The 23,639-nt window shown below is 67.8% G+C and carries 38 protein-coding genes; 4 read left to right on the top strand and 34 right to left on the bottom strand.

The genetic code is table 11. The features are described 5' to 3' along the window. Nucleotides 1–118 precede the first annotated feature (118 nt). Both IW245_RS31170 and IW245_RS31165 read left to right on the top strand, forming a co-directional pair. Nucleotides 119–295: a hypothetical protein gene (locus IW245_RS31170; protein WP_197006691.1), complete on the top strand. Its 177-nt coding sequence runs from the start codon at nt 119–121 to the stop codon at nt 293–295. Further along, nucleotides 292–639, top strand: coding sequence for a hypothetical protein (locus tag IW245_RS31165; RefSeq protein WP_197006690.1), 348 nt, complete (start codon nt 292–294; stop codon nt 637–639). Before IW245_RS31170 ends, IW245_RS31165 begins: the two co-directional genes overlap by 4 nt. A gap of 233 nt (nt 640–872) precedes the next feature. Here IW245_RS31165 and IW245_RS31160 read toward each other — a convergent pair whose 3' ends face one another. Beyond that, on the bottom strand, nt 873–2,549 hold the full coding sequence (locus IW245_RS31160; RefSeq protein WP_197006689.1) for an ABC-F family ATP-binding cassette domain-containing protein: 1,677 nt from the start codon (nt 2,547–2,549) through the stop codon (nt 873–875). Between the two features lie 16 nt (nt 2,550–2,565). After that, nucleotides 2,566–3,120 (bottom strand): class I SAM-dependent methyltransferase, encoded by a 555-nt coding sequence (locus IW245_RS31155; RefSeq protein WP_197006688.1) that lies wholly within the window; start codon nt 3,118–3,120, stop codon nt 2,566–2,568. A gap of 113 nt (nt 3,121–3,233) precedes the next feature. Here IW245_RS31155 and IW245_RS31150 point away from each other — a divergent pair, with 113 nt between their 5' ends. Then, nucleotides 3,234–4,373 carry a hypothetical protein gene (locus IW245_RS31150; RefSeq protein ID WP_197006687.1) on the top strand — a complete coding sequence of 380 codons (1,140 nt, stop codon included), beginning with the start codon at nt 3,234–3,236 and terminating at the stop codon, nt 4,371–4,373. Nucleotides 4,374–4,403: 30 nt separating this feature from the next. On the opposite strand, the gene truA is transcribed toward IW245_RS31150, so the two are convergent. From truA to IW245_RS31105, 9 genes are all read right to left on the bottom strand, one after another. Then, nucleotides 4,404–5,363: a tRNA pseudouridine(38-40) synthase TruA gene (gene truA / locus IW245_RS31145; RefSeq protein ID WP_197006686.1), complete on the bottom strand. Its 960-nt coding sequence runs from the start codon at nt 5,361–5,363 to the stop codon at nt 4,404–4,406. Between the two features lie 159 nt (nt 5,364–5,522). After that, nucleotides 5,523–6,047, bottom strand: coding sequence for a 50S ribosomal protein L17 (gene rplQ, locus IW245_RS31140; protein ID WP_197006685.1), 525 nt, complete (start codon nt 6,045–6,047; stop codon nt 5,523–5,525). A gap of 30 nt (nt 6,048–6,077) precedes the next feature. Continuing rightward, entirely contained in the window at nt 6,078–7,166 is a 1,089-nt protein-coding gene (locus tag IW245_RS31135) for a DNA-directed RNA polymerase subunit alpha (protein ID WP_197006684.1), read from the bottom strand. 83 nt (nt 7,167–7,249) lie between these two features. Then, nucleotides 7,250–7,876 (bottom strand): 30S ribosomal protein S4, encoded by a 627-nt coding sequence (gene rpsD / locus IW245_RS31130; protein ID WP_197006683.1) that lies wholly within the window; start codon nt 7,874–7,876, stop codon nt 7,250–7,252. A 19-nt stretch (nt 7,877–7,895) separates the two neighbouring features. Further along, nucleotides 7,896–8,300, bottom strand: a complete 405-nt coding sequence (gene rpsK, locus IW245_RS31125; protein ID WP_197006682.1) for a 30S ribosomal protein S11 — start codon at nt 8,298–8,300, stop codon at nt 7,896–7,898. Nucleotides 8,301–8,336: 36 nt separating this feature from the next. Continuing rightward, nucleotides 8,337–8,717 carry a 30S ribosomal protein S13 gene (gene rpsM / locus IW245_RS31120; protein WP_197006681.1) on the bottom strand — a complete coding sequence of 127 codons (381 nt, stop codon included), beginning with the start codon at nt 8,715–8,717 and terminating at the stop codon, nt 8,337–8,339. 180 nt (nt 8,718–8,897) lie between these two features. Beyond that, nucleotides 8,898–9,011 (bottom strand): 50S ribosomal protein L36, encoded by a 114-nt coding sequence (rpmJ, locus tag IW245_RS31115; protein WP_197006680.1) that lies wholly within the window; start codon nt 9,009–9,011, stop codon nt 8,898–8,900. A 44-nt stretch (nt 9,012–9,055) separates the two neighbouring features. After that, a complete protein-coding gene (gene infA, locus IW245_RS31110) occupies nt 9,056–9,277 on the bottom strand; it encodes a translation initiation factor IF-1 (protein WP_007073013.1) in 222 nt (73 codons plus the stop codon). 182 nt (nt 9,278–9,459) lie between these two features. After that, nucleotides 9,460–10,236 carry a class I SAM-dependent methyltransferase gene (locus IW245_RS31105; RefSeq protein WP_197006679.1) on the bottom strand — a complete coding sequence of 259 codons (777 nt, stop codon included), beginning with the start codon at nt 10,234–10,236 and terminating at the stop codon, nt 9,460–9,462. A 140-nt stretch (nt 10,237–10,376) separates the two neighbouring features. On the opposite strand from IW245_RS31105, the gene IW245_RS31100 reads away from it, so the two are divergent. Further along, nucleotides 10,377–10,886 (top strand): DUF1707 SHOCT-like domain-containing protein, encoded by a 510-nt coding sequence (locus tag IW245_RS31100; protein ID WP_231398993.1) that lies wholly within the window; start codon nt 10,377–10,379, stop codon nt 10,884–10,886. 326 nt (nt 10,887–11,212) lie between these two features. On the opposite strand, the gene map is transcribed toward IW245_RS31100, so the two are convergent. From map to rplC, 23 genes are all read right to left on the bottom strand, one after another. Next, complete coding sequence (map, locus tag IW245_RS31095; RefSeq protein ID WP_197006678.1) at nt 11,213–12,034, bottom strand: type I methionyl aminopeptidase; 822 nt, start codon at nt 12,032–12,034, stop codon at nt 11,213–11,215. Nucleotides 12,035–12,065: 31 nt separating this feature from the next. Continuing rightward, nucleotides 12,066–12,719, bottom strand: coding sequence for an adenylate kinase (locus IW245_RS31090; protein ID WP_197006677.1), 654 nt, complete (start codon nt 12,717–12,719; stop codon nt 12,066–12,068). A 37-nt stretch (nt 12,720–12,756) separates the two neighbouring features. After that, a complete protein-coding gene (gene secY, locus IW245_RS31085; RefSeq protein WP_197006676.1) occupies nt 12,757–14,088 on the bottom strand; it encodes a preprotein translocase subunit SecY in 1,332 nt (443 codons plus the stop codon). 263 nt (nt 14,089–14,351) lie between these two features. Further along, complete coding sequence (gene rplO, locus IW245_RS31080; protein ID WP_197006675.1) at nt 14,352–14,795, bottom strand: 50S ribosomal protein L15; 444 nt, start codon at nt 14,793–14,795, stop codon at nt 14,352–14,354. Nucleotides 14,796–14,797: 2 nt separating this feature from the next. Then, nucleotides 14,798–14,980, bottom strand: coding sequence for a 50S ribosomal protein L30 (gene rpmD / locus IW245_RS31075; RefSeq protein ID WP_197006674.1), 183 nt, complete (start codon nt 14,978–14,980; stop codon nt 14,798–14,800). A gap of 1 nt (nt 14,981) precedes the next feature. Next, nucleotides 14,982–15,620, bottom strand: coding sequence for a 30S ribosomal protein S5 (gene rpsE / locus IW245_RS31070; RefSeq protein WP_197006673.1), 639 nt, complete (start codon nt 15,618–15,620; stop codon nt 14,982–14,984). A 24-nt stretch (nt 15,621–15,644) separates the two neighbouring features. Continuing rightward, nucleotides 15,645–16,040, bottom strand: a complete 396-nt coding sequence (gene rplR, locus IW245_RS31065) for a 50S ribosomal protein L18 (RefSeq protein WP_443673919.1) — start codon at nt 16,038–16,040, stop codon at nt 15,645–15,647. Further along, the gene (rplF, locus tag IW245_RS31060; RefSeq protein ID WP_197006672.1) at nt 16,037–16,579 is read right to left on the bottom strand and encodes a 50S ribosomal protein L6; all 543 of its coding nucleotides are present in this window, start codon (nt 16,577–16,579) and stop codon (nt 16,037–16,039) included. Before rplF ends, rplR begins: the two co-directional genes overlap by 4 nt. Nucleotides 16,580–16,590: 11 nt before the next feature. Further along, the gene (rpsH, locus tag IW245_RS31055) at nt 16,591–16,998 is read right to left on the bottom strand and encodes a 30S ribosomal protein S8 (protein WP_197006671.1); all 408 of its coding nucleotides are present in this window, start codon (nt 16,996–16,998) and stop codon (nt 16,591–16,593) included. A 79-nt stretch (nt 16,999–17,077) separates the two neighbouring features. Continuing rightward, nucleotides 17,078–17,263, bottom strand: coding sequence for a type Z 30S ribosomal protein S14 (locus IW245_RS31050; RefSeq protein WP_197006670.1), 186 nt, complete (start codon nt 17,261–17,263; stop codon nt 17,078–17,080). Further along, complete coding sequence (gene rplE, locus IW245_RS31045) at nt 17,263–17,826, bottom strand: 50S ribosomal protein L5 (protein ID WP_197006669.1); 564 nt, start codon at nt 17,824–17,826, stop codon at nt 17,263–17,265. Before rplE ends, IW245_RS31050 begins: the two co-directional genes overlap by 1 nt. Further along, entirely contained in the window at nt 17,826–18,140 is a 315-nt protein-coding gene (gene rplX / locus IW245_RS31040; RefSeq protein WP_197006668.1) for a 50S ribosomal protein L24, read from the bottom strand. The genes rplE and rplX overlap by 1 nt, the downstream gene beginning before the upstream one ends. A 3-nt stretch (nt 18,141–18,143) precedes the next feature. Beyond that, on the bottom strand, nt 18,144–18,512 hold the full coding sequence (rplN, locus tag IW245_RS31035) for a 50S ribosomal protein L14 (protein WP_197006667.1): 369 nt from the start codon (nt 18,510–18,512) through the stop codon (nt 18,144–18,146). A gap of 70 nt (nt 18,513–18,582) precedes the next feature. Continuing rightward, nucleotides 18,583–18,870: a 30S ribosomal protein S17 gene (gene rpsQ, locus IW245_RS31030; RefSeq protein WP_197006666.1), complete on the bottom strand. Its 288-nt coding sequence runs from the start codon at nt 18,868–18,870 to the stop codon at nt 18,583–18,585. Beyond that, complete coding sequence (rpmC, locus tag IW245_RS31025) at nt 18,867–19,100, bottom strand: 50S ribosomal protein L29 (RefSeq protein WP_197006665.1); 234 nt, start codon at nt 19,098–19,100, stop codon at nt 18,867–18,869. The genes rpsQ and rpmC overlap by 4 nt, the downstream gene beginning before the upstream one ends. Then, a complete protein-coding gene (gene rplP, locus IW245_RS31020) occupies nt 19,100–19,525 on the bottom strand; it encodes a 50S ribosomal protein L16 (RefSeq protein WP_197006664.1) in 426 nt (141 codons plus the stop codon). Before rplP ends, rpmC begins: the two co-directional genes overlap by 1 nt. A gap of 6 nt (nt 19,526–19,531) precedes the next feature. Further along, a complete protein-coding gene (gene rpsC / locus IW245_RS31015; RefSeq protein WP_197006663.1) occupies nt 19,532–20,389 on the bottom strand; it encodes a 30S ribosomal protein S3 in 858 nt (285 codons plus the stop codon). Further along, nucleotides 20,389–20,838, bottom strand: coding sequence for a 50S ribosomal protein L22 (gene rplV / locus IW245_RS31010; protein WP_197006662.1), 450 nt, complete (start codon nt 20,836–20,838; stop codon nt 20,389–20,391). The genes rpsC and rplV overlap by 1 nt, the downstream gene beginning before the upstream one ends. 34 nt (nt 20,839–20,872) lie before the next feature. Next, on the bottom strand, nt 20,873–21,154 hold the full coding sequence (rpsS, locus tag IW245_RS31005) for a 30S ribosomal protein S19 (RefSeq protein WP_018347767.1): 282 nt from the start codon (nt 21,152–21,154) through the stop codon (nt 20,873–20,875). Between the two features lie 17 nt (nt 21,155–21,171). Further along, nucleotides 21,172–22,011 (bottom strand): 50S ribosomal protein L2, encoded by an 840-nt coding sequence (rplB, locus tag IW245_RS31000; protein WP_197006661.1) that lies wholly within the window; start codon nt 22,009–22,011, stop codon nt 21,172–21,174. A 14-nt stretch (nt 22,012–22,025) separates the two neighbouring features. After that, nucleotides 22,026–22,334 carry a 50S ribosomal protein L23 gene (gene rplW / locus IW245_RS30995; protein ID WP_197006660.1) on the bottom strand — a complete coding sequence of 103 codons (309 nt, stop codon included), beginning with the start codon at nt 22,332–22,334 and terminating at the stop codon, nt 22,026–22,028. Continuing rightward, the gene (gene rplD / locus IW245_RS30990) at nt 22,331–22,975 is read right to left on the bottom strand and encodes a 50S ribosomal protein L4 (RefSeq protein WP_197006659.1); all 645 of its coding nucleotides are present in this window, start codon (nt 22,973–22,975) and stop codon (nt 22,331–22,333) included. Before rplD ends, rplW begins: the two co-directional genes overlap by 4 nt. Further along, nucleotides 22,975–23,637 (bottom strand): 50S ribosomal protein L3, encoded by a 663-nt coding sequence (rplC, locus tag IW245_RS30985; protein ID WP_197008772.1) that lies wholly within the window; start codon nt 23,635–23,637, stop codon nt 22,975–22,977. Before rplC ends, rplD begins: the two co-directional genes overlap by 1 nt. Nucleotides 23,638–23,639: the final 2 nt, after the last annotated feature.

The raw sequence follows: 23,639 nt of genomic DNA, 5'->3' as shown, positions 1-23,639 counted from the left end.
CATTACCCGGCGCGACATTCCTCCGACCATGGTGGACATGAAGAGGCGTGGCAATGTCGTCCCAATGTCGCCCCCTATGACGTAGCTATGTCACCCCATTGTGTTGCAGGGTGAATCCATGACGACTTTTCAAGTCCTGATGTCGAAGGTGACCGGGGAGTTTCCCGAGCCGGTCACGCGGATGGCCGTCTTCGACACCCGCGTGCAGGCGCTGACCACCGCAAGGGAGTGGTCGGCCTGCCAGGCGGTGTGCGACGGCACGGCGCGGGTCAAGGTGCTGGCGGTGTACCGGTGACCGGGGAGACCGCGACGGCGCTGGGCACGCTGGACACCCACGAGGCCGACGGGCTGTACCGGATCATCGGCCTCTGCCTGCACGACGAGTTCTGCGCCGACGGCGACGGGGTGTACGCCTACTGGCTCGTCCCCGGCGAGACCTACGGCATCCACCACGACGGGGTGACCTGGACCGTGGCGGGCGGCGCGTGGACCGAGCCCGGCCACACCTACCGCCTGCTCGACGACGGTCACCCGGCGACGGCCGTGCCGATGCTGCACGGCGACGAGCCGTTGGATCCGGAGTGCGCCTACATCGCCCACCACGGCCCGGAGTGCTGGGAACTCTGGCGCCTGAACTGACGACCGACCGGTCGCCCCCGACCCCGAGCGGGGGCGGCCGGTCACCGCGCGGCGGAAGGCAGCGCGGGCCAGCACGTCACGCGTCGCGGCGCCGGGTCACCGGACCGGTCGGAAGGCAGCGCGGGTCACCCGCGCCGGGTCACCACCGGTCGAGGAAGGCAGCGCACGTCGGAGCGTCACGGGCGGCCCCGCCGGGTCACCGCGTCATCGCACGTCGGAGCGTCACGGAGCAGTCAGCGCACGTCCCACACCGGCTCAGGCACCTCGGTGACCTCGCCGTCCGTCCCGAACAGGAGGAACCGATCGAACCCCCGCGTGAACCACCGATCGTGCGTCACCGCGATCACCGTCCCCTCGAAGCCCTTCAACCCCTCTTCGAGCGCCTCGGCCGAGGCCAGGTCCAGGTTGTCCGTCGGCTCGTCGAGCAGCAGCAACGTGGCCCCGGACAGCTCCAGCATCAGCACGAGGAACCGCGCCTGCTGGCCACCCGACAGGGTGCCGAAGGTCTGGTCGCCCTGCCCGGCCAGCTCGTACCGGTCGAGGACCTTCATCGCGTCGTGCCGGGTCTTGCCGGTGCGGTAGTCGTCCCCGCGCCAGAGGATCTCGACGAGGGTCTTGTCGTGCAGCTCCGGACGGTCGTGGACCTGGGAGAAGTGGCCGGGCCGGACCCGCGCGCCGAGCCGGGCGACCCCGCCGTGCGCGACCGGGGCGAGGTCGACCAGGGGCACCTCGAGCGGATCGGTGCCACCGCGGCCGAGGAGCCGCAGGAAGTGGGACTTGCCCGTGCCGTTGGCGCCGAGGACGGCGACCCGGTCGCCGTACCAGACCTCGAAGTCGAACGGGAACGTCAGGTCGTCGAGCTCCAACTGCTCGCAGATCACCGAGCGCTTGGCGGTGCGCCCGCCGTCGAGGCGCATCTTGATGTCCTGGTCCTTGGGCGGCAGCGGTGGCGGCCCGTCGCCCTCGAACTTGGCGAGCCGGGTCTTCGCCGCCTGGTAGCGGGAGGCGAGACCGTCGTTGTAGGCGGCCTTCTGCTTGTACATCAGCACGAGGTCCTTGAGCTTCTGGTGCTCCTCGTCCCAGCGCCGCCGGGTCTCCTCCATGCTGTCGTGCCGGTTGACCCGGGCGTCGTGCCAGCTGGCGAAGCCGCCGACGTGCGTCCACGCGGACCCGCCCTCGACGGCGACCACCCGGTCGGCGGTGTTGGCGAGGAGTTCGCGGTCGTGGCTGACGTACAGGACGCTCTTCGGGGACTCCTTGAGCCGCTGTTCGAGCCAGCGTTTCGCGGGCACGTCGAGGAAGTTGTCGGGCTCGTCGAGCAGCAGCACCTCGTCGGGGCCGCGGAGCAACAGTTCGAGGACGAAACGTTTCTGTTCGCCGCCGGACAGGGTGCGGACGAGCCGGTGCCGGGCGCGTTCCCAGTCGAGGTCGAGGACGGAGACGCTCGCGGTGTCGAACGCGACCTCGGCCTCGTACCCACCGACCTCGCCCCAGGCGGACAGCGCCGTGGCGTACCTCATCTGGGATTTCTCGGTCTCCGACAGCGCGGCCTCCGCGCGGGCGAGCGCGAGGCCCGCCGCGCGGACCCGGACCGGGGCGAGGGTCATCGCGAGCTCGGCCAGGGTGGCGTCCTCGCGGTCGACCATGCTCCACGGCACGTCGTCGTCGAACCGGCCGGCGACGGGCCGGAAGAACTGCCGCATCACGCCGAGCCCGCCGACCCTGGCGATCCCGCCCTCCTGGGAGGGCAGGTCCCCGGCGACCATCCGCAGCAGCGTGGTCTTGCCGGCCCCGTTGGGCCCGACGAGCGCGACCTTGGCGCCCTCGCCGACCCGGAAGGACACGTCCTTGAACAGCTCACGGCCGTCCGGCAGCGTGTACCCGACCCCTGCGACGTCTATGTATCCCACGGTGGCATCCTCCGGCCTACTCGGTCTCCGCGCGACCGACTTTCAGGATGCGGTAGCCCTTCTGGCTGGCGTGCTTCTCCGCCGACCAACCCTGGGCGACGAGCCAGTCGCGCAGCGAGTCCCCACCGAGGTGCCGGGCGACGACCAGCCACGCCTCGGCGTCGGGCCCGAGCCGGGGCAGCCAGCGCAGCAGCATCTCGTGTAGCGCCTCCTTGCCCACGTGGATGGGTGGGTTGCTGTAGATCCCGTCGAACACCACGTCGGCGGGCACGTCGTCCGGCTTGGCCGCGATCACCCGGTCGGTGACCCCCAGAGCGAGAGCATTCTCGTGTACGAGCTCCAGCGCGCGCTCGTTCACGTCCACCGCGTACATGGTCACCTTGGGTGACTGGTGAGCGAACACACAGCTGATCGGGCCATAGCCACAGCCGAGGTCGAGGAACACCCCGCGACCGGGGCGGGGTGCCTTCCGGAACAGCACGGCGGTGCCGGGGTCGAGGCGATTGGCGGAGAAAACCCCTGAAGACACCGTGAACTGGTACGCCGTCGAGTCCACCGAAATGTCAATCATCCGACGCTTATCCGGCGTAGCGGGTGTCTCGCTGAAGAAATGGTCCACGCGCTTATTCTCCCGACATCTTCGGCTGATGCTGTCCGTGGCACCACTTGGGTAACCTGGCGGGCATGACCTACGGCGACCGAGGCTACGACGACCCTGACCCCGGTCAGCGCCAGCCCCGGCGGCGGCGAGCCGCTGAGCCGGACGACTCCTACGAGTATGTCCCCGGTCAGTATGGCCAACAGGGCGGCTACAGCCCCGAGCCGGGCTATCCGACCGGCATCGGCACCGACGACTTCCAGATCGACTCGTTGTTCCGGACCGAGCCGGGCCACGCCGCCCCGGACTACCGGACCGAGCCGGCCTACAGCCCCCCGCCGGGCGGCACCCCGTTCGGCCAGCAGACCACCGATCCGTACGCGGACCCGTACGCGTCGTACGGCTGGGAGCAGCCCCCGCCGGTCGAGGATCCGTATCCCCAGCCGGCCTACGAGCCCGTCTCCGCCCCGCCGCCGGTCCTCGACCCGCCGCCCCCGACCCGCCGGCGGTCCTCCAAGGGCTGGCTGGGCGCGCTCGCCGGGGTGCTCGCCGTGCTCCTGCTGCTCGGCTTCGGAGTCGGAGCGTTCTTCCTGATCGAGGACGAGAAGCCGGCGGCCAAGGAGCCGGCCCCGTCCGCGCCGGCGTCAGCCCCGGCCGACCCGAGCGCCACTGCCTCCCCGGTCGCCGGCAAGAAGGACATCAACTCCCAGGCCACCGACCCGCTGCCGCTCACGGAGGTCGAGCTGTTCCCGGCGGCCACGGTCTCCATCGACGGCCGGGCGTACGCGATTCAGAAGACCCAGTCCCTGACCGACTGCAAGCTGGCGACGACGGGCGACCTGGGGCCGGCGTACACCAAGGGGGGGTGCACCCAGCTCGTCCGGGCCACCCTGTTCACCCCGGGGAAGACGTTCGTGGCGACGATCGGCGTGCTCAACTTCAAGGACGCCACGGCTGCCGCGAGCGCGAAGGCCGACACGAAAACCCTGCTGGGCTCCGGCAAGGGCGCGATCGCCGGCTGGGCGGTGGGCAACGGCACCGACGTGATCGCCGCCTCGGAGACCTACCTGTCGTGGCTGCCGGTCGGCCACTACCTGGCGTACTGCGTGGTGGCCCGCGCCGACGGCAAGAAGCCGGACCCGGCGGACCCGGCGGTACAGCAGGTGCTCACCGACACCGCCGAGACCTATCTCAAGGGCCAACTGAAGCTCCGCGCGGAGGCCTGAGCCGCACCCGGCCCGCCCCAGGGGTCCGCGTCAGGGAGCCGGCGGCCCGGCGTGAACCTCAGGAGGTTGCGGGGTGAGCGCCCGCATATTGCGGGTCACCGCCATCCGGGCCAGGTACTCCCCCGGCGCCGGATAGTCCACGTTCACCAGGGTCAGCCCGTGCGCCGGCGCGACCCCCACCGCGTCGACCCGCACCGCGCTGGTCAACTGCTCCCCGGGCCACCCGACCGGCCGCCGTCCCTCGCCCACCGCGATCAGCGCCCCGATCAGGCTGCGGACCATCGAGTGGCAGAAGGCGTCGGCCTCGACCGTGGCGACGAGCACCTCGTCCGGGTCGCGCCGCCAGTCCAGGCGGAGCAGGTTGCGGATGGTCGTCGCGCCGTCGCGGCGTTTGCAGTACGCGGCGAAGTCGTGCTCGCCCAGCAGCCCGCGCGAGGCGGCACTGAGAGCCTCCAGGTCCAACGGCCGGGGCCACCCGAGGGTGTTACGCCGCGCGAGCGGCGCGGGCCCGCTGGGGCCGTCACAGACCCGGTACTCGTACCTCCGGCGCAGGGCGGCGAATCGCGCGTCGAAGTGCTCGGGCGCCACCTCGACCGCCAGCACCCGGACGTCCCCCGGCAGCAGCCCGGCGAGCCTGCGGACGATGCTGGGCGCGAGCGCCTCCCACGCGGCGGCCGGCACGTCGACATGGCAGACCTGGCCGGTGGCGTGCACCCCGGCGTCGGTCCGCCCGGCGACGGTCAGGTTGTCCACGGTCCGAAACACCCGGGTCAGCTCGCCGAGCAGGACCCCGGCGACGGTGCGCCGGGTCGGCTGGTGCGCCCAGCCGGAGAAGTCGGTCCCGTCGTAGGAAACGGACAGCCGCAGCCGGACGGAGTCCTGCGGGATGCGGGGCGCGCCGGGCGGCGTCCCGACGGGAGCCGGGCCTTCCGGGTCACCAGGATGCCGGGACGCCCCGCTGGCCCCGGCCGGACCTGCGCTCCCGGTCATCCGGGCGACCCCGGACGACCCGGCTTCCCCGGTACCCGTCACCGGGTCCGGAGCCGGAACCTCAGCTGGCGTCTGGACCACATCGGCCTCCCTGGCGGAAACGGGCGAGCCCGCCCTCCCCAGGGGGAAGAGCGGGCTCGTCGGTGTCGAACTCGAGAATTACTTCTCGTCCTTCTCAGCGACCTCGGTGGCCGGAGCCTCGTCGGCGGGCGCGTCGTCGGCGTGCTGGACGTTCTCGGCGACCGGGGCGTCCTCGACCGGGGCCGCGACGGCCTCGACCTTGGCGGCCTTGCGGGCGGCGGTCTTCTTGTTCGCCTTCGGCGAGACCGGCTCGAGCACCAGCTCGATGATCGCCATGGGGGCGGAGTCGCCCTTGCGGAGACCGTTCTTGATGATGCGGGTGTAGCCACCCTGACGCTCGGACCAGGTCGGGGCCAGCTCGTCGAACAGGCGGTAGACGACGTCCTTGTCCCGGACGACCCGCGCGACCAGGCGGCGCGCGTGGATATCGCCGCGCTTGGCCTTGGTGATCAGCGTCTCCGCGTACGGGCGCAGGCGACGGGCCTTGGCCTCAGTCGTCTGGATCTTGCCGTGCTGGAACAGCTGCGTCGCCAGGTTGGCCAGGATCAGCCGCTGGTGCGCGGGGCTGCCGCCAAGGCGGGCACCCTTAGTGGGCGTGGGCATCGGTGTAGCTCCTCAGGTAAGCCGCAGCGCTTAGAGCTGCTCGGTCTCGCGGTAGTCGTTGCCGTCGTCGTCGGAGTCGTCGGCCGCCACGGGGGCGACAGAACCGGCGGCGTCCTCGTCGAGCTCCTCGTCGTAGTCATCGTCGGAGTAGTCCCCCACGATGGTCGACGGGTCGAAGTTCGGCGCGGAATCCTTCAGGCCGAGGCCCATGCCGATGAGCTTCAGCTTGACCTCATCGATGGACTTCTGACCGAAGTTGCGGATGTCGAGCAGGTCAGCCTCCGTGCGGCCGATCAGCTCACCAACCGTGTTGATGCCCTCGCGCTTGAGGCAGTTGTAGGACCGGACCGTGAGGTCCAGCTCCTCGATCGGCAGCGCCAGGTCGGCAGCGAGCTGCGCGTCCTGCGGCGACGGGCCGATGTCGATGCCCTCGGCGGTCTCGTCCAGCTCGCGGCACAGGCCGAACAGCTCGACGAGGGTGGAGCCGGCCGAGGCCAGCGCCGTGCGGGGGCTGATCGAGTTCTTCGTCTCGACGTCGATGATCAGCTTGTCGAAGTCGGTCCGCTGCTCGACACGGGTCGCCTCGACACGGTAGGTGACCTTCAGGACCGGGGTGTAGATCGAGTCGACCGGAATGCGCCCGATCTCCTGTCCGGCCTGCTTGTTCTGCGCCGCGTTGACGTAGCCGCGGCCCCGCTCGACGGTCAGCTCGATGTCGAGCCGGCCCTTGCCGTTCAGGGTCGCCAGGTGCAGGTCCGGGTTGTGGACCGACACGCCGGCCGGCGGCTGGATGTCCCCAGCGGTGACCGGGCCCGGGCCCTGCTTGCGCAGGTACATGGTGACCGGCTCGTCGTGCTCGGAGCTCACGCAGAGCTGCTTGACGTTGAGCACCAGCTCAACCACGTCCTCCTTGACACCGGGGATCGTGGTGAACTCGTGCAGCACGCCGTCGATCTTGATGCTCGTGACCGCCGCGCCCGGGATCGAGCTCAGCAGCGTACGCCGGAGCGAGTTGCCGAGCGTGTAGCCGAAACCCGGCTCGAGCGGCTCGATCGTGAACTTCGACCGCGCCTCGGTGATCGACTCCTCGGAGAGGGTCGGCCGCTGGGTGATAAGCACTATGCCTCCAAAACGGGCGTCCGCTATTTGACGCCGAATGTTGGGGTGGCCGGCCCGGTTGCCCGGGCCGGCCTGTTGAGCTGCTACTTGGAGTAGAGCTCGACGATGAGCTGCTCCTGGACCTGGGTGTCAATGATCTGACGGACCGGGAGGTTGTGCACGAGGACCTTGAGCGCGGCCGGGATGACCTCGAGCCACGCCGGCACGGTCTTGCTGCCGGCCTGGGCCTGGGCCACCACGAACGGGGTGAGCTCGCGGGACTTCGCGCGGATCTCGACGATGTCGTGCTCGGCCACCCGGTACGACGGGATGTCGACCTTCTTGCCGTTCACGAGCACGTGGCCGTGCTTGACGACCTGACGCGCCATGTCACGCGACTGGGCCAGGCCCGCGCGGAACACGACGTTGTCGAGACGGGTCTCGAGGATCTGCAGCAGGTTCTCACCGGTCTTGCCGGTGCGCCGGTTGGCCTCTTCGTAGTACCGGACGAACTGCTTCTCCAGTACGCCGTAGATGCGGCGGGCCTTCTGCTTCTCACGGAGCTGGAGCAGGTACTCCGTCTCCTTCGGCCGACCGCGCCCGTGCTGGCCGGGCGGGTACGGCCGCGACTCCAGCGGGCACTTCGGACCATCGCACTTGCTGCCCTTGAGGAACAGCTTGACCTTCTCGCGCCGGCAGCGGCGGCAGTCAGCACCTGTGTAACGAGCCATTGACCTATTCCTCCGCTACCTAGACCCGACGACGCTTCGGCGGACGGCAACCGTTGTGCGGCTGCGGCGTCACGTCGGAGATCGTGCCGACCTCGAGGCCTGCGGCAGTCAGCGAACGAATCGCCGTCTCGCGGCCCGAGCCGGGTCCCTTGACGAACACGTCGACCTTGCGCATGCCGTGCTCCATCGCCCGACGAGCGGCGGCCTCGGCGGCCAGCTGCGCGGCGAACGGGGTCGACTTACGCGAACCCTTGAAGCCCACCTGGCCGGAAGAGGCCCAGGAGATGACGGCACCGTTCGGGTCCGTGATCGACACGATCGTGTTGTTGAACGTGCTCTTGATGTAGGCGTGGCCGTGGGCCACGTTCTTCTTTTCCTTGCGCCGGACCTTCTTGACGGCCCCAGCGCGTGCCTTCGGCGGCATTAGCTATGCGCTCCTAGAGACTCGAACTGCTAAGGGTTACTTCTTGCCCGGCTTCTTCTTGCCAGCCACGGTGCGCTTCGGACCCTTGCGGGTACGAGCGTTGGTGCGGGTCCGCTGACCACGCACGGGGAGGCCGCGACGGTGCCGGATACCCTGGTAGCAGCCGATCTCGATCTTACGGCGAATGTCGGCCGCAACTTCGCGGCGGAGGTCACCCTCGACCTTGAAGTTCTGCTCGATGTGATCGCGGAGAGCGAGAACCTCTTCGTCCGTGAGGTCCTTGGTCCGCTTGTTGGGGTCGATACCCGTCGCCGAGCAGAGCTCGATAGCGCGGGTGCGACCAACCCCGTAAATGTAAGTGAGCGCGATCTCGAGCCGCTTGTCGCGGGGGAGATCGACGCCGACTAGACGTGCCATATGTGGGCGTGCTCCTCGTCAGTCTCGGAGGTCTGCGCCCATCCCATCCCCACCTGCCCGGGCGGGGCCCCGGCCTCCGACCGGGGGTTCGGCCACGAGGAGTCGTCACGCAATGCGCTTCGATGGTCCCCCGCGGCTGGGACGAGCCTTTACTACCTTGGCGGTAGAAGAATCTGGTGCTTAGCCCTGGCGCTGCTTGTGGCGCGGGTCGTCACAGATGACCATGACCCGGCCGTGGCGGCGGATGACGCGGCACTTGTTGCAGATCTTCTTAACGCTCGGCTTAACCTTCACGGCTGCGCCTTACTTCAAAGACGGACACGGAATTCAACCGCACGTCACTTGTAACGGTAGACAATGCGACCACGGGTCAGGTCGTAGGGCGAGAGCTCCACGACAACCCTGTCCTCCGGCAGAATACGAATGTAGTGCTGCCGCATCTTGCCGCTGATGTGAGCCAGTACCTTGTGACCGTTCGCGAGCTCCACCCGGAACATGGCGTTCGGCAGTGGCTCGATGACTCGGCCCTCGATCTCGATGGCCCCGTCCTTCTTCGGCATGTCCTCCGCTAACGTGACGTAGGGTCTACTGCAGGTGGCACGCCTGTCCTGCCAGCCGCGGCCCCTCATGTCCTCAGAAGCGCTCGAAGACATGGCAGGGTGGACGCGACGCGCCGATTGATGAGTCTACCCACCACCGGGGCGTAACACCAAACCGGGGCCGACACCCGGGGTCGGGCGTGTCAAGGCTTACACGCGAAGACGGTCATCGAGCGCGTCAGGGCGAAATGCCCGCGACGGTCGAACTCCTCCCGGACCAGCACTTCTGCCGCCCTCATGACCTCAGGGCCGTAGCTCTGGGTCGACGCGAGACTCGCGAGGTAGCCGAGAACGGCGTCGACGTCCGGAATCAGCACCTCCTCCAGCTCAGGGTGCGCCACCACCGACGAGAACACCGGGGCGAGGTGCGCCGGGGCGGCCTCGGCAGTGAACGACTCGCGGTTCCAGAGCGGCCAGTGGGCCACCCCGACCAGCTCGGTCGCCCGCCGGAGGATCCCCATCGTCTCCTGGCAGTGCGCGAGCCCGTTGGTCGCCACGAGCACCGTCCCACCCGGCCGGAGCACCCGGGCCAGCTCGGCGACGGCCATCGACACGTCCGGCACGTGGTAGAGCATGTGCATGCACAGCACGAGGTCGAACTGTCCGGAGGCCATCGGAAGCCGCTGCGCGTCCGCCACCAGGGTCGACGCGAACCGCCCGGCCTCGGCCGCCATCCCCGGCGAGTAGTCCAGGCCGAGCACCCGGCCCCGGTGGCCGCGCTCGCCGAGGGTCTGGAGGTAGCGGCCGTTCCCGCACCCGACCTCCAGGACCGACTCGTCGCCGGCCAGGTCCGCCAGGTCGAGGGCGACGTCGAAGATCGCCGGTCCCGACCGGTACTCCCAGACCGACTGGCGGGCGGCGAGATTGCCCTTGTCCGCATACTGCCCGGCGTTGAGGTCCCTACTCGTCAGTGCGCTCATGGAACCCGATCCTGCCAGCGGCCCCACGGTTGCCGCCACCGACGAGCACGGTGCATCCTGTGTGGGGGCGCCTGTCGCGTTCCCGCGCCCACCGTCCGGATCGACCCCGGCGGCCGGCGGAAGTCACGAAGGAGCACACGTTGGAGCAGCCGGAGCTGCGCGCCGCCGACGCGGACCGCGAGCGGGTCGCCGAGAAACTTCGCACCGCCCTCAACGAGGGGCGGCTCGACCTCTCCGAGTTCGACGAGCGCCTCCAGGCCGTCTACGCGGCGAAGACCTACGCGGAGCTCGCCCCGATCACCGCGGACCTGCCCGGACCGGTGCCGGTGGCCCAGGCACAGCTGGCCGTTCCGCAGCCGGGTGCGCCGGTGCCGCTGGGCGCCCCGGTCGTACCCAGAAAATCGGGTTTCGCCAGGAACGCGATCGCCGGCTGGGCCAGCACCTCGATGATCACGACCGGGATCTGGGCCGCGACGAGCATCTCGAGCGGCCACCCGTCCTACTTCTGGCCGATCTGGGTGATCATCCCGATGGGCGCGGCGGTCGTCGCCAAGCTGATCAAGGGCAGTGACCACGAGGAGCGGGAGCGCAGCGAGCGCGAACAGCGCCGGGCCCTCCGCGACGAGCACCGCCGGGAGCGTCGCGACTGATCCGCCCGGACCGTGCCCTGGAGTCCCGTCAGGGCCCCGGGGCCCTTCTGTGTCCCCCTGAGGCCGGCGCACGGGTGCCCTCAGCGGACATTCAAGAACATTATCTGGTTACGCCGCGCCACTGCTCCCCGCCAGGCGGCACCTCGGCGAGAAGGTCCGGACCCGTCCGCGCGCCGGCGGACTCTTCCGGGGGAGCGGCGACCAGTTCCGAGGAACAGCTGACCCGGACCCATGAGGGTCCTCGGCCGGTGCGGCGTCACGCCGGGTCCGACCACCTTCCGGCGGGTCCACCGCCGGCCGACAGGCCAGAGTCCCCGACCAGCGGCTCAGGCGCTGGTAGCGGCGGCGCTCAGCGCCTCGGCCGGGAGCTTGCCCACCCCGCCGTCATGCGCCGTCAACACCCACACCCCATCGTCGAAGATCGCGATCGAGTGCTCCACATGCACCGCCATCGAGGCGTCCTTGGTGACGACGGTCCAACCGTCGTTCAGCTCGACCACCTTCGCGGAACCCTCGGTGATCATCGGCTCGATGGCCAGCGCCATGCCCGCCGTGAGCACCGGACCGCGGCCCGGACGGCCGTAGTTGTGCACGTGCGGGTCCTGGTGCATCTCGGTGCCGATGCCGTGGCCGCCGTAGCCGCGCACCGTGCCGTACCGGCCGACCTTGCGGACGCCGGTCTCCACCGCGTGCCCGATGTCCGACAGCCTGGCGCCGGCCTGGGCGGCGGCGATGCCGGCCCACATGCCCGACTCGGCGGCCTCGATCATCGTGAGCAACTCCGGGCGGACCTCGCCGACCGGGACCGTGATCGCCGAGTCGCCGTGCCAGCCGTCGAGGATCGCCCCGCAGTCGATCGACACCAGGTCCCCCTCGCGGAGGACCTGCTTCGTCGACGGAATGCCGTGCACGACCTGCTCGTTCACGGAGGCGCAGATCGTGGCCGGGAAGCCGTGGTACCCCTTGAACGACGGGACCGCGCCCACCGACCGGATGTGCTCCTCCGCCATGGCGTCGAGCTCGCCGGTCGAGATCCCCGGGCGCACCGCCGCCCGCAGCTTCGCGAGCGTGTCCGCAACGATCAGGCCAGCCGCCCGCATCTTGTGCAACTGCTCGACGGACTTGATCTGGATATCGTCGCCGTACAAGTTCGAATCCCCGCTACTTGGCGGAGGCTGGTCAGCCCCCGTAGGACCGGAGCGCGTCGATCGCCCGGTTCGTGATGTCCTCGACCGGTCCGGTCGCGTCGATGCCCACCAGCTTGCCCTGGGCGCCGTAGAAGTCGACCAGTGGCGCGGTCTTCTCCGCGTACTCCCGCAACCGGTTGGCGATCGTCGTCGGATTGTCGTCGTCGCGCTGGAACAGCTCGCCCTGGCAGTTGTCGCACACGCCCGGTTTGACCGTCGGCTCGAACTCGACGTGCCAGATCCGACCGCAGCTGCGGCACATCCGCCGGCCGGACAGCCGACGGATCACCTCGTCGTCGTCCACGACGAGCTCCAGCACCAGGTCCAGCGTGAAGCCCAGGTCGACGAGCAGCTTGTCCAGCGCTACGGCCTGCGGCACGGTGCGAGGGAAGCCGTCGAGCAGGAACCCGTCGACGGCGTCCGACTCGGCCAGCCGGTCGCGGACCATGTTGATGGTGACCTCGTCCGGGACCAGGTCGCCAGCGTCCATGTACCGCTTCGCCTCGAGCCCGAGCGGAGTCTTCTGGGTCACGTTGGCCCGGAAGATGTCGCCGGTGGAGATCCCCGGTACCGCGAGGTGCGACGCGATGAACTGCGCCTGGGTGCCCTTACCGGCCCCGGGTGGTCCTACCAGAACGAGCCTCACGCGGATACCACCTCACTGCGCCTGCCAACCCGCGCCACTACCTCAGGAACCCTTCGTAGTTGCGCTGCATGAGCTGGCTCTCGATCTGCTTGACCGTCTCCAGGCCCACGCCGACGATGATCAGCACTGCCGTACCACCGAACGGGAAGTTCTGCTTGTTGCCACCGGCCAGACCCATGAACAGGTTCGGCAGGACGGCGATGATGCCGAGGTAGATCGCACCCGGCAGCGTGATGCGGCTCAGGATGAAGTCAAGGTACTCGGCGGTCGGCTTGCCCGGGCGGATACCCGGAATGAAGCCGCCGTACTTCTTCATGTTGTCCGCGACCTCGGTCGGGTTGAACGTGATGGCGACGTAGAAGTAGGTGAAGAACAGGATCATCGCGAAGTACAGGGTGATGTGCACCCAGCTCTCCTGCGGGATGATCCACTTGTTGATGAACTTGCCCCACGCCGGCAGGTTGTTCTGGTCCATCAGCTGGAGGCCGAGCGTCGGCAGGTACAGCAGCGACGAGGCGAAGATGACCGGGATGACGCCGGCCTGGTTGACCTTCAGCGGAATATAGGTGGACGTGCCCCCGTACATCCGGCGGCCGACCATCCGCTTCGCGTACTGCACCGGGACCCGGCGCTGCGCCTGCTCGATGAAGATGACCAGCGCGATGACGATCAGGCCGATCGCGACGATGATGACGAAGTTCCACTTGTTCTGCGACCAGACCTGCAGGCCCTCAGCGGGGAGCCGCGCAGCGATCGAGGTGAAGATCAGGACGGACATGCCGTTGCCGACGCCCTTGTCCGTGACCATCTCGCCGAGCCACATGATCACACCGGTTCCCGCGGTCATCGTGATGACCAGGCACGTCAGTGTGAGCCAGTTCGGCATGATCGTGCTGACCGGGATCGGCTCGGTGTCACCCGTGCTGCACCGGTTCTGGAAGAGCTGGCCCGACTTGGCCAGAGCCACGAACCCGGAGGCCTGCAGGACCGCGAGACCCAGCGTCAGATACCGCGTGTACTGCGTGATCTTGGCCTGCCCCGACTGCCCCTCCTTCTTCAGCTGCTCGAGCCGCGGGATGACCACGGTGAGCAGCTGGAGGATGATGCTCGCCGTGATGTAGGGCATGATGCCCAGCGCGAACACCGTCAGCTGCAGGAGCGCCCCGCCGGAGAACAGGTTGAGCAGGGTGAACACCTCGTTGGTGTCACCCGTGTTCATCCGCTCGATGCACCGCTGGACGTTGCCGTAGTTCACACCGGGGCTGGGGATCGTGGCGCCCAACCGGTAGATGGCGACGATGAACAGCGTGAACAACAGCTTCTTGCGCAGGTCAGGCGTGCGAAACGCACTGAAAAATGCGGAGAGCAACAGATCCTCCTGCGCGAGCGGCCACGGGGGGCGGCCGATTGCCGGTGAGCGGTGTTGGGCCCGGCGGGCCCACCGCATGGGGGGGTGAAGCCTATATGCGACCGGACTCTAACAGCACATGCCCCCTCCGGTCAGGAGGGCCGGCCGGACTATTTCATCCGGGGCAGTCGAAAACACCCCGAACGAGCATGGACCCTGTCCCGGAGGCCGCTCCCCATTGTGCTGGGGAGGACGGCCGCTGGACAGGGTCCATCGCCAACTCGTTACAGCTCGGTAACCGAGCCGCCGGCAGCCTCGATCTTCTCCTTGGCCGACGCGCTGAACGCGTTGGCCGAGATGTCGAGCTTCACGCCGCCCAGGTCCCCGGAACCGAGAACCTTGACGAGCTGCCCCTTGCGGACCGCGCCGGCCTGGACCAGCTCGAGAACGCCGATGGTGCCGCCGTTCGGGAACAGCTCAGCCAGACGCTCCAGGTTCACGACCTGGAACTCCACCTTGAACTTGTTCTTGAAACCCTTGAGCTTCGGCAGGCGCATGTGGATGGGCATCTGCCCACCCTCGAACCACTGGTGCACGGAACGACGGGCCTTGGTGCCCTTCGTGCCACGACCGGCGGTCTTGCCCTTCGAGCCCTCACCGCGACCAACGCGGGTCTTGTCCGTCTTCGCACCGGGAGCCGGGCGCAGGTGGTGAACCTTGATCGTCATCGCTACTCGACCTCCTCGACCTTGACGAGGTGAATCACGGTCTTGATCATGCCCCGAATCTCGGGACGGTCCTCTTTGACCACCTCATCGTTGATCCGCTTCAGACCAAGCGTCCGCAGCGTGTCCCGCTGGTTCTGCTTGCCGCCGATACCGGACCGGAGCTGGGTGACCTTCAGGCGTGCCATGTCATGCCCCCGCAGCCGCCGCACGAGCCCGCAGCATGGCGGCCGGTGCGACATCCTCGACCGGGAGACCACGGCGCGCGGCCACGGCTTCCGGCGATTCCAACGACTTCAGAGCAGCGACCGTCGCGTGCACGATGTTGATCGCGTTCGACGAACCCTGGCTCTTGGAGAGCACGTCGTGGATACCGACGCACTCCAGCACGGCGCGCACCGGACCACCGGCGATAACACCGGTACCAGCGCTGGCGGGCTTCAGCAGGACCTTGCCCGCCGCGTCCTCACCGAGCACCGGGTGCGGGATCGTCGAACCGATCCGCGGCACCTTGAAGAAGTGCTTCTTGGCCTCCTCGACACCCTTGGCGATCGCCGCGGGCACCTCCTTGGCCTTGCCGTATCCGACACCTACGGTGCCGTCGCCATCCCCGACCACGACGAGCGCGGTGAAGCTGAACCGACGACCACCCTTGACCACCTTGGCCACGCGGTTGATAGCAACCACGCGCTCGAGGTGCGGCGTCTTCTCCTGGGCCTGGCCCCGACCGCCCTCGCGACGGTTGTCGCGACGGTTGCCCTGGCCACCACCCTCGTTACTCGTGCCAGCGGTACCGGACCCACCGCCACGGCGCTGTGCTCCTGGCATCAGACTCTCCTCTCGTGACGGTTTCTAGAACTCAAGTCCGGCTTCGCGGGCCGCGTCGGCCAGGGCGGCGATGCGCCCCGTGTACCGGTCGCCACCGCGGTCGAAGACCACAGCGCTGATCCCGGCGGCCTTGGCGCGCTCCGCTACCAGTGCACCGACCTTGGTGGCGAGAGCGCGCTTGTCGCCCTCGGCCCCGCGGAAGGACGCCTCGAGCGTGGACGCCGACGCCAGGGTGATGCCCTTGGTGTCGTCCACGATCTGAGCGACCATGTGCCGCAGCGAACGGGTGACCACCAGGCGCGGACGCTCGGCGGTGCCGTTGACGTTCTTGCGCACGCGGAAGTGCCGGCGCGCACGCGCGACCCGACGGCTGGCGGAGATGCCCCCACCGTTGCGGCGCTTGAGCAGCGTGGCGGTCACTTCTTGCCTGCCTTTCCAGCCTTGCGGCGGACGTTCTCGCCCTGGTACCGCACACCCTTGCCCTTGTACGGCTCCGGCGGACGGATCTTGCGGATGTTCGCGGCGACCTCGCCCACCTGCTGCTTGTCGATACCCTCGATCGAGAAGATGGTCGGCTTCTCGACAGCGAAGGTGATACCCGCCGGGGCGGGAACGACGACCGGGTGGGAGAAGCCCAGAGCGAACTCCAGGTCCGAGCCCTTGGCGGTCACGCGGTAACCGGTGCCCTGGATCTCCAGAACCTTCTTGTAGCCGGAGGTCACGCCGACGATCATGTTGGCCACGAGCGTACGGGACAGCCCGTGCAGCTCCTTGGCCTTGCGCTCGTCGTTCGGCCGGATAACAGCGATCTGGCCGTTCTCCTCGCGCTCAGCCGTGATCGGCTCGGCGAGGGTGTGCTCCAGCGACCCCTTGGGGCCCTTCACCTTGACGGTCTGGCCGTCAATGGTGATGTCCACCCCGGAGGGGACATCAATCGGCTTACGCCCAATACGCGACATGTATCTGCCCCTTACCAGACGTAGGCGAGGACTTCCCCGCCTACCCCTCGCTTGCGGGCCTGCCGGTCGGTGAGCAGCCCCTGTGACGTCGAGATGATCGCAACGCCCAGGCCGCCGAGCACCCGAGGAAGCTCGGGGGACTTGGCGTACACCCGGAGACCGGGCTTGGACACGCGGCGGATGCCGGCGAGGCTCCGCTCCCGGTTCTGGCCGAACTTGAGCTCCACGTGGAGAGTCCTGCCAACGGCGCCCTCAGCGGGCTCCTCGACGGTCCAGCCGGTGATGTAGCCCTCGGCCTTGAGTACCTCGGCGATGTTCGCCTTGATCTTCGAGTAGGGCATCTTCACCTGGTCGTGGTACGCCTGATTGGCGTTGCGCAGACGCGTGAGCATGTCTGCGATCGGGTCGGTCATCGTCATCGGTTTAAATCAGCCTTTCTCGCCGCGGTTCCCGGTACTGCTAGGGCCTACGGCGAAGCGCGGTGGCTAAGTAGTTCGGTTACCAGGAGGCCTTGGTCACGCCGGGGAGCTCGCCGCGGTGGGCCATCTCCCGGATGCAGATCCGGCAGAGGCCGAACTTGCGGTACACAGCCTTCGGGCGACCGCAACGCTGGCAGCGGGTGTACGCACGGACCGCGAACTTCGGCTTCGCGGCCGCCTTGAGAATCAGCGCCTTCTTAGCCATCAGTTCTCCTTGAACGGGAAGCCCAGGAGCTTCAGCAGCGCCCGGCCCTCGTCGTCGGTCTTCGCGGTCGTGACCACGGTGATGTCCATACCGCGGACGCGGTCGATCTTGTCCTGGTCGATCTCGTGGAACGTCGACTGCTCGGTCAGGCCGAACGTGTAGTTCCCGTTACCGTCGAGCTTGCGCCCGTCCAGGCCGCGGAAGTCGCGGATGCGGGGCAGCGAGATCGACAGCAGCCGGTCCAGGAACTCCCACATCCGGTCGCCCCGCAGGGTGACCTTGGCGCCGATCGGCATGCCCTCGCGGAGCTTGAACTGCGCGATCGACTTGGTCGCCTTGCGGATCAGCGGCTTCTGGCCTGTGATCGTGGTCAGGTCACGGACAGCGCCGTCGATCAGCTTGGCGTCGCGAGCAGCCTCACCGACACCCATGTTCACGACGATCTTGACCAGGCCGGGAACCAGCATCGAGTTCTTGTACTCGAACTGCTTCTGCAGCTCGCCCTTGACCTCGTCGCGGTACCGCGTCTTGAGGCGCGGGGCCACCTTCTCAACCGTCGTCATCACAGGTCCTTACCGTTGCTGCGCGCGACGCGAACCTTCGCGCCGGACTCGTCGATGCGAGCCCCGACGCGGGTCGGCTTGCCGTCGCTGTCGACCACGGCCACGTTGCTCACGTGGATCGGGGCCTCCTGGGTGATGATGCCACCGGTCTTCGCGCCACGCTGGGTGGTGCGGATGCTGGTGTGCTTCTTGACCCGGTTGACACCCTCGACGAGGACCTTGTCGAGCGTCGGGTAGGCCGCGATGACCTTGCCCTTGGCGCCCTTGTCCTTACCGGCGATGATGACGACCGTGTCGCCCTTTTTGATCTTCACGGTCTACAACACCTCCGGTGCGAGGGAGATGATCTTCATGAACCGCTTGTCCCGCAGCTCGCGCCCAACCGGGCCGAAGATACGGGTACCGCGGGGGTCGCCGCCATCCTTGATGATGACGGCGGCGTTCTCGTCGAAGCGAATGTACGAGCCGTCCGGCCGCCGCTTCTCCTTGGCGGTGCGAACAACGACAGCCTTGACGACGTCGCCCTTCTTCACACCGGCCGCGGGGATCGCGTCCTTGACCGTGGCCACGATGACGTCGCCAATGCTCGCGTAGCGCCGACCGGAGCCACCGAGAACACGGATGCAAAGGATTTCCTTGGCACCTGTGTTGTCGGCGACGCGCAGTCGCGACTCCTGCTGGATCACGTCAACTCCTGTTGTCTCGCCGGTTCTCTACCGCCCACAGCAGCAGAGCCTGGCGGAACTAGCCGGTTACTTACTTGGCCTTCTCGAGGATCTCCACGATCCGCCAACGCTTGGTGGCCGACAGCGGACGCGTCTCCATGAGGACAACGCGGTCGCCGATGCCGCAGGCGTTCTGCTCGTCGTGCGCCTTGAGCTTACGAGTCCGCCGCAGAACCTTGCCGTAGAGCGGGTGCTTGACCCGGTCCTCGACAGCCACGACGACGGTCTTGTCCATCTTGTCGCTGACGACCAGGCCCTCGCGCGTCTTACGACGGCTGCGCTCCTCGGTCTCAGCGGTTTCGTTCACGGTCTCGCTCATGACGCCACCTCAGTAGGCGCGGCGCTCAGACCAAGCTCGCGCTCGCGCATGATCGTGTAGATCCGGGCAACCTCACGCCGGACCGTCTGGAGCCGCCGGTTGTTGTCCAGCTGCCCCGTCGCCGCCTGCACCCGAAGGTTGAACAGCTCCGCCTTGGCTTCCGAGAGTCGGGTCTTGAGCTCCTCGTCGGAGATCTCCCGAACCTCAGCAGCCGGAGTAACCGCTGCCATCACGCCTCACCCACTTCGCGCTTAACAATGCGGCACTTCATCGGCAGCTTGTGGATCGCGCGTCGCATTGCTTCACGCGCGATCACCTCGTTCGGGAACGCCATCTCGAACAGGATCCGACCCGGCTTGACGTTCGCGACCCACCACTCGGGGGAACCCTTACCGGAACCCATGCGGGTCTCGGCGGGCTTCTTCGTGATGGACTGGTCCGGGAAGATCGTGATCCAGACCTTACCGCCACGCTTGATGTGACGGGTCATCGCGATACGTGCCGACTCGATCTGCCGGTTCGTCACGTACGCCGGCTCCAGAGCCTGGATGCCGAACTCACCGAAGACAACCCTGGTGCCGCCCTTGGCCGCACCCGACCGCTTGGGGTTGTGCGGCTTACGGAAGCCCTTCGGGGGCTTACGTGGCATCAACATGTCAGGTCAGCCCTCCTGCCCGTTTTCAGTCACCGGAGCGGCCTCAACAGCAGCAGCGGCGTCGGTGTTCTTGGTACCGCCGAACTCGGCCGCAGCCGCACGTCCAGCCTCAGTGCTGTGCCCGGTCGTACCGGTCGCACCCGAGCGACCACTGCGACGCGGACGGTCGGCGGCACCGGCGCGCGGCTCGCGGCGCGGACGGCCAGCGGCCGCCTGCTGCTCGAGCGCGTCACGACCGGGGACGGCGTCGCCCTTGTAGATCCAGACCTTCACGCCGATCCGACCGAAGGTGGTCCGGGCCTCGAAGAAGCCGTAGTCGATGCCCGCACGCAGCGTGTGCAGCGGAACGCGACCCTCACGGTAGAACTCCGTGCGGCTCATCTCGGCGCCGCCGAGACGGCCGGAGACCTGAACCCGGATGCCCTTGACGAGCGGGTTCTTCATCGCCGACTGCATCGACTTACGCATCGCCCGCCGGAACGAAACCCGGCTGGACAGCTGCTCCGCCACGCCCTGGGCGACCAGCTGCGCATCCGACTCGGGGTTCTTGACCTCGAGGATGTTCAGCTGGATCTGCTTGCCCGTGAGCTTCTCGAGAGCGGTACGGATCTTGTCCGCCTCCGCACCCTTCCGGCCGATGACAATGCCCGGCCGGGCGGTGTGGATGTCGATGCGGACCCGGTCCCGGGTGCGCTCGATGTCGACCTTCGAGATACCCGCGCGCTCAAGCCCCTTGGACATCATGCGACGGATCTTGACATCCTCGCCGACGTAGTCCTTGTACAGCTTGTCCGCGTACCACCGGGACTTGTACTCGGTGCTGATGCCGAGTCGGAACCCGTGCGGGTGAACTTTCTGACCCATTACTCGGCGCTCTCCTTCTCGGCCTCAACCGCCGGAGCGGCCTCGGCAGCCTTCGCGGCCTTCTTGACGGTACGCGGAGCCGCAGCCTGCACGCTTTCCACCACGATCGTGATGTGGCACGTGCGCTTGCGGATCCGGTACGCCCGACCCTGAGCCCGCGGCCGGAACCGCTTCAGCGTCGGACCCTCATCGACGAAAGCCTCGGCCACGAGCAGCGAGTCGGGGTCGAGCCGCTCGTTGTTCTCGGCGTTGGCGATCGCACTTGCGAGCACCTTGTAGATCGGCTCGCTGGCTGCCTGCGGCGCAAACTTGAGAACCGTGAGCGCCCTGTTGGCGGGCAGGCCACGGACCAGGTTGATCACCCGGCGTGCCTTACTCGCCGAGACGCGCACGTGGCGCGCAACCGCCCTCGCGCCCGGAAGCGCTGGAGCGTCGCCCTTAACTGGCATCGCTGTAAACCCCTACTCGTCGATTCCCGGCCGGTTAGCGCCGACGGCTCTTGCGGTCGTCCTTCTCGTGACCCTTGAACGTGCGGGTCAGAGCGAACTCGCCGAGCTTGTGCCCGACCATCGCCTCCGAGATGAAGACGGGCACGTGCTTGCGCCCGTCGTGCACGGCGATCGTGTGCCCCAGGAAGTCCGGGGTGATGGTCGAGCGCCGCGACCAGGTCTTGATGACGTTCTTGGTGCCCTTTTCGTTCTGGACATCCACCTTCTTCTGAAGGTGGTCGTCCACGAAGGGGCCCTTCTTGAGACTGCGAGGCATCTCTCGTTACTCCCGGACTAACCGCGCTTGCGGGTCGCGTAGCGACGGCGGACGATGAGCTTGTCGCTGGCCTTGCCCTTGCGGCGCGTACGCCCCTCGGGCTTGCCGTTCGGGTTGACCGGGTGGCGACCACCGGAGGTCTTACCCTCACCACCACCGTGCGGGTGGTCAACCGGGTTCATCGCGACACCACGGACGGTCGGGCGCTTGCCCTTCCACCGCATACGGCCGGCCTTACCCCAGTTGATGTTGGACTGCTCTGCGTTGCCGATCTCACCGATGGTGGCGCGGCAGCGGATGTCCACCCGCCGCATCTCGCCCGAGGGCAGACGGAGGGTCGCGTACGTACCCTCCTTGCCCAGGAGCTGGATGCCAACACCCGCGGAGCGGGCCATCTTGGCCCCGCCGCCCGGACGAAGCTCCACAGCGTGGATCGTCGTACCGGTCGGGATGTTGCGCAGCGGCAGGTTGTTGCCCGGCTTGATGTCGGCACCAACGCCGGCCTCGATCCGGTCGCCCTGCTTCAGGTCCTTCGGCGCGATGATGTACCGCTTCTCGCCGTCAGCGAAGTGCAGGAGCGCGATCCGAGCCGTACGGTTCGGGTCGTACTCGATGTGCGCGACCTTGGCCGGCACGCCGTCCTTGTCCGCCCGCTTGAAGTCGATCAGGCGGTACTGACGCTTGTGACCGCCACCCTGGTGGCGAGTCGTGATCCGACCCTGCGCGTTCCGGCCGCCCTTGGAGTGCAGCGGGCGCAGCAGCGACTTCTCGGGCGTGCTACGCGTGATCTCAGCGAAGTCAGCAACGCTGGAACCACGGCGACCCGGGGTCGTCGGCTTGTACTTGCGGATGCCCATTTACCTACTCCTCGTCAGCTGACCGGGCCGCCGAAGGCCTCAATCCGGTCACCCGGGGCCAACGTCACGATCGCGCGCTTGGTGTCCTTGCGCTTGCCCCAGCCGAACTTGGTGCGCTTGCGCTTACCCTCGCGGTTGAGCGTGTTCACCGACTCCACCTTGACGCTGAAGATCTGCTGGATAGCGATCTTGATGTGCGTCTTGTTGGCGTCCGGGTGAACCAGGAACGTGTACTTGTTCTGGTCCAGCAGGCCGTAGCTCTTCTCGGAGACGACCGGCTGCAGGATGACGTCTCGGGGATCCCCGAAGCTCACGCCGCTCACTTGCTCTCCTCCTGCTCCTGCTTGTTACCCAGGAACTCGTTCAGAGCCTCGACGGTGAAGACCACGTCGTCGTTGACCAGCACGTCGTACGTGTTGAGTTGGTCGACGGCGAGCAGGTGCACCGTGGGCACGTTACGCAGGCTCAGCCAGGAGGTCTCCTCCACGCGGCTCAGCACGACCAGGGCGCGGGTGGCGTCCGAGATCTTGTTGAGCGCGGCGAGGGCGGTCTTCGTGGACGGCTTCTCGCCGGACACGAACGACTCGACCACGAACACCTGGCCGTTGCGGGCCCGGTCGGAGAGAGCGCCACGCAGGGCGGCGGCCTTCATCTTCTTGGGGGTCCGCTGCGAGTAGTCCCGCGGGACGGGCCCGTGCGAGACGCCACCACCAGCGAACTGCGGCGAACGGGTCGAGCCCTGACGGGCGCGACCGGTCCCCTTCTGCTTGTACGGCTTCTTGCCGCCGCCGGAGACCTCAGCGCGGGTCTTCACCTTGTGCGTGCCCTGACGGGCGGCAGCAAGCTGAGCGACAACGACCTGGTGCATCAGCGGGATGTTCGACTGCACGTCGAAGATCGCGGCGGGGAGCTCGACCGAACCGGTCGTGGCGCCCTCGGCGTCACGGACGTCAACGGTGGTCATTACTTCACACCGCCCTTCTTCAGGTTGGTCTTCGCAGCGGTACGGATGAGCACAACCGCGCCCTTCGGCCCCGGGACAGCGCCCTTGACCAGGATCAGGTTGTTCTCGACGTCAACCGCGTGCACCGACAGGTTCTGGACGGTGAAGCGAACGCCACCCATCCGACCGGCCATCCGCGTACCCCTGAAGACGCGACCCGGGGTCGCACAGGCGCCGATGGAACCCGGCGAACGGTGCTTGCGCTGCACACCGTGCGACGCCTTCAGACCGTGGAAGCCGTGCCGCTTCATGACACCGGCGTAGCCCTTACCCTTGGTGCGGCCCGTGACATCCACGGTCACACCGACGGGGAACGCTTCCGCGGTGATCTCCTGGCCCAGGGCGTACGCGTCGGCGTCCGGCGTCCGAATCTCGACGACGTGACGGCGCGGAGCGACCCCGGCCTTCTCGTAGTGACCGGCCAGCGGCTTGTTCACCTTGCGCGGGTCGATCGACCCGTACGCCAGCTGAACAGCGGCGTAGCCGTCCTTGTCGGTGCTGCGAACCTGGCTGACCACACAGGGGCCGGCCTGCACCACAGTCACCGGGACAACCTTGTTGTTGTCCCAGACCTGGGTCATGCCGAGCTTGGCGCCCAGGATGCCCTTGACTTGCCTGTCCATTG

Origin of the sequence: Longispora fulva (assembly GCF_015751905.1) — a bacterium.
GTDB classification, from domain to species: Bacteria; Actinomycetota; Actinomycetes; order Mycobacteriales; family Micromonosporaceae; genus Longispora; species Longispora fulva.
This window is presented reverse-complemented; position numbering and strand designations above follow the sequence as displayed.

Bases quoted from the DNA above. Each gene is read 5' to 3' on its own strand.
- IW245_RS31170 (WP_197006691.1), top strand. From the start codon at position 119: ATGACGACTTTTCAAGTCCTGATGTCGAAGGTGACCGGGGAGTTTCCC.
- IW245_RS31155 (WP_197006688.1), bottom strand. From the start codon at position 3,120: ATGATTGACATTTCGGTGGACTCGACGGCGTACCAGTTCACGGTGTCT.
- IW245_RS31150 (WP_197006687.1), top strand. From the start codon at position 3,234: ATGACCTACGGCGACCGAGGCTACGACGACCCTGACCCCGGTCAGCGC.
- truA (WP_197006686.1), bottom strand. From the start codon at position 5,363: ATGACCGGGAGCGCAGGTCCGGCCGGGGCCAGCGGGGCGTCCCGGCAT.
- rplQ (WP_197006685.1), bottom strand. From the start codon at position 6,047: ATGCCCACGCCCACTAAGGGTGCCCGCCTTGGCGGCAGCCCCGCGCAC.
- rpsD (WP_197006683.1), bottom strand. From the start codon at position 7,876: ATGGCTCGTTACACAGGTGCTGACTGCCGCCGCTGCCGGCGCGAGAAG.
- rpsK (WP_197006682.1), bottom strand. From the start codon at position 8,300: ATGCCGCCGAAGGCACGCGCTGGGGCCGTCAAGAAGGTCCGGCGCAAG.
- rpsM (WP_197006681.1), bottom strand. From the start codon at position 8,717: ATGGCACGTCTAGTCGGCGTCGATCTCCCCCGCGACAAGCGGCTCGAG.
- infA (WP_007073013.1), bottom strand. From the start codon at position 9,277: ATGCCGAAGAAGGACGGGGCCATCGAGATCGAGGGCCGAGTCATCGAG.
- IW245_RS31105 (WP_197006679.1), bottom strand. From the start codon at position 10,236: ATGAGCGCACTGACGAGTAGGGACCTCAACGCCGGGCAGTATGCGGAC.
- rplO (WP_197006675.1), bottom strand. From the start codon at position 14,795: ATGACGATCAAGGTTCACCACCTGCGCCCGGCTCCCGGTGCGAAGACG.
- rpmD (WP_197006674.1), bottom strand. From the start codon at position 14,980: ATGGCACGCCTGAAGGTCACCCAGCTCCGGTCCGGTATCGGCGGCAAG.
- rpsE (WP_197006673.1), bottom strand. From the start codon at position 15,620: ATGCCAGGAGCACAGCGCCGTGGCGGTGGGTCCGGTACCGCTGGCACG.
- rplF (WP_197006672.1), bottom strand. From the start codon at position 16,579: ATGTCGCGTATTGGGCGTAAGCCGATTGATGTCCCCTCCGGGGTGGAC.
- rpsH (WP_197006671.1), bottom strand. From the start codon at position 16,998: ATGACGATGACCGACCCGATCGCAGACATGCTCACGCGTCTGCGCAAC.
- IW245_RS31050 (WP_197006670.1), bottom strand. From the start codon at position 17,263: ATGGCTAAGAAGGCGCTGATTCTCAAGGCGGCCGCGAAGCCGAAGTTC.
- rplE (WP_197006669.1), bottom strand. From the start codon at position 17,826: ATGACGACGGTTGAGAAGGTGGCCCCGCGCCTCAAGACGCGGTACCGC.
- rpsQ (WP_197006666.1), bottom strand. From the start codon at position 18,870: ATGAGCGAGACCGTGAACGAAACCGCTGAGACCGAGGAGCGCAGCCGT.
- rpmC (WP_197006665.1), bottom strand. From the start codon at position 19,100: ATGGCAGCGGTTACTCCGGCTGCTGAGGTTCGGGAGATCTCCGACGAG.
- rplP (WP_197006664.1), bottom strand. From the start codon at position 19,525: ATGTTGATGCCACGTAAGCCCCCGAAGGGCTTCCGTAAGCCGCACAAC.
- rpsC (WP_197006663.1), bottom strand. From the start codon at position 20,389: ATGGGTCAGAAAGTTCACCCGCACGGGTTCCGACTCGGCATCAGCACC.
- rplV (WP_197006662.1), bottom strand. From the start codon at position 20,838: ATGCCAGTTAAGGGCGACGCTCCAGCGCTTCCGGGCGCGAGGGCGGTT.
- rpsS (WP_018347767.1), bottom strand. From the start codon at position 21,154: ATGCCTCGCAGTCTCAAGAAGGGCCCCTTCGTGGACGACCACCTTCAG.
- rplB (WP_197006661.1), bottom strand. From the start codon at position 22,011: ATGGGCATCCGCAAGTACAAGCCGACGACCCCGGGTCGCCGTGGTTCC.
- rplD (WP_197006659.1), bottom strand. From the start codon at position 22,975: ATGACCACCGTTGACGTCCGTGACGCCGAGGGCGCCACGACCGGTTCG.
- rplC (WP_197008772.1), bottom strand. From the start codon at position 23,637: ATGGACAGGCAAGTCAAGGGCATCCTGGGCGCCAAGCTCGGCATGACC.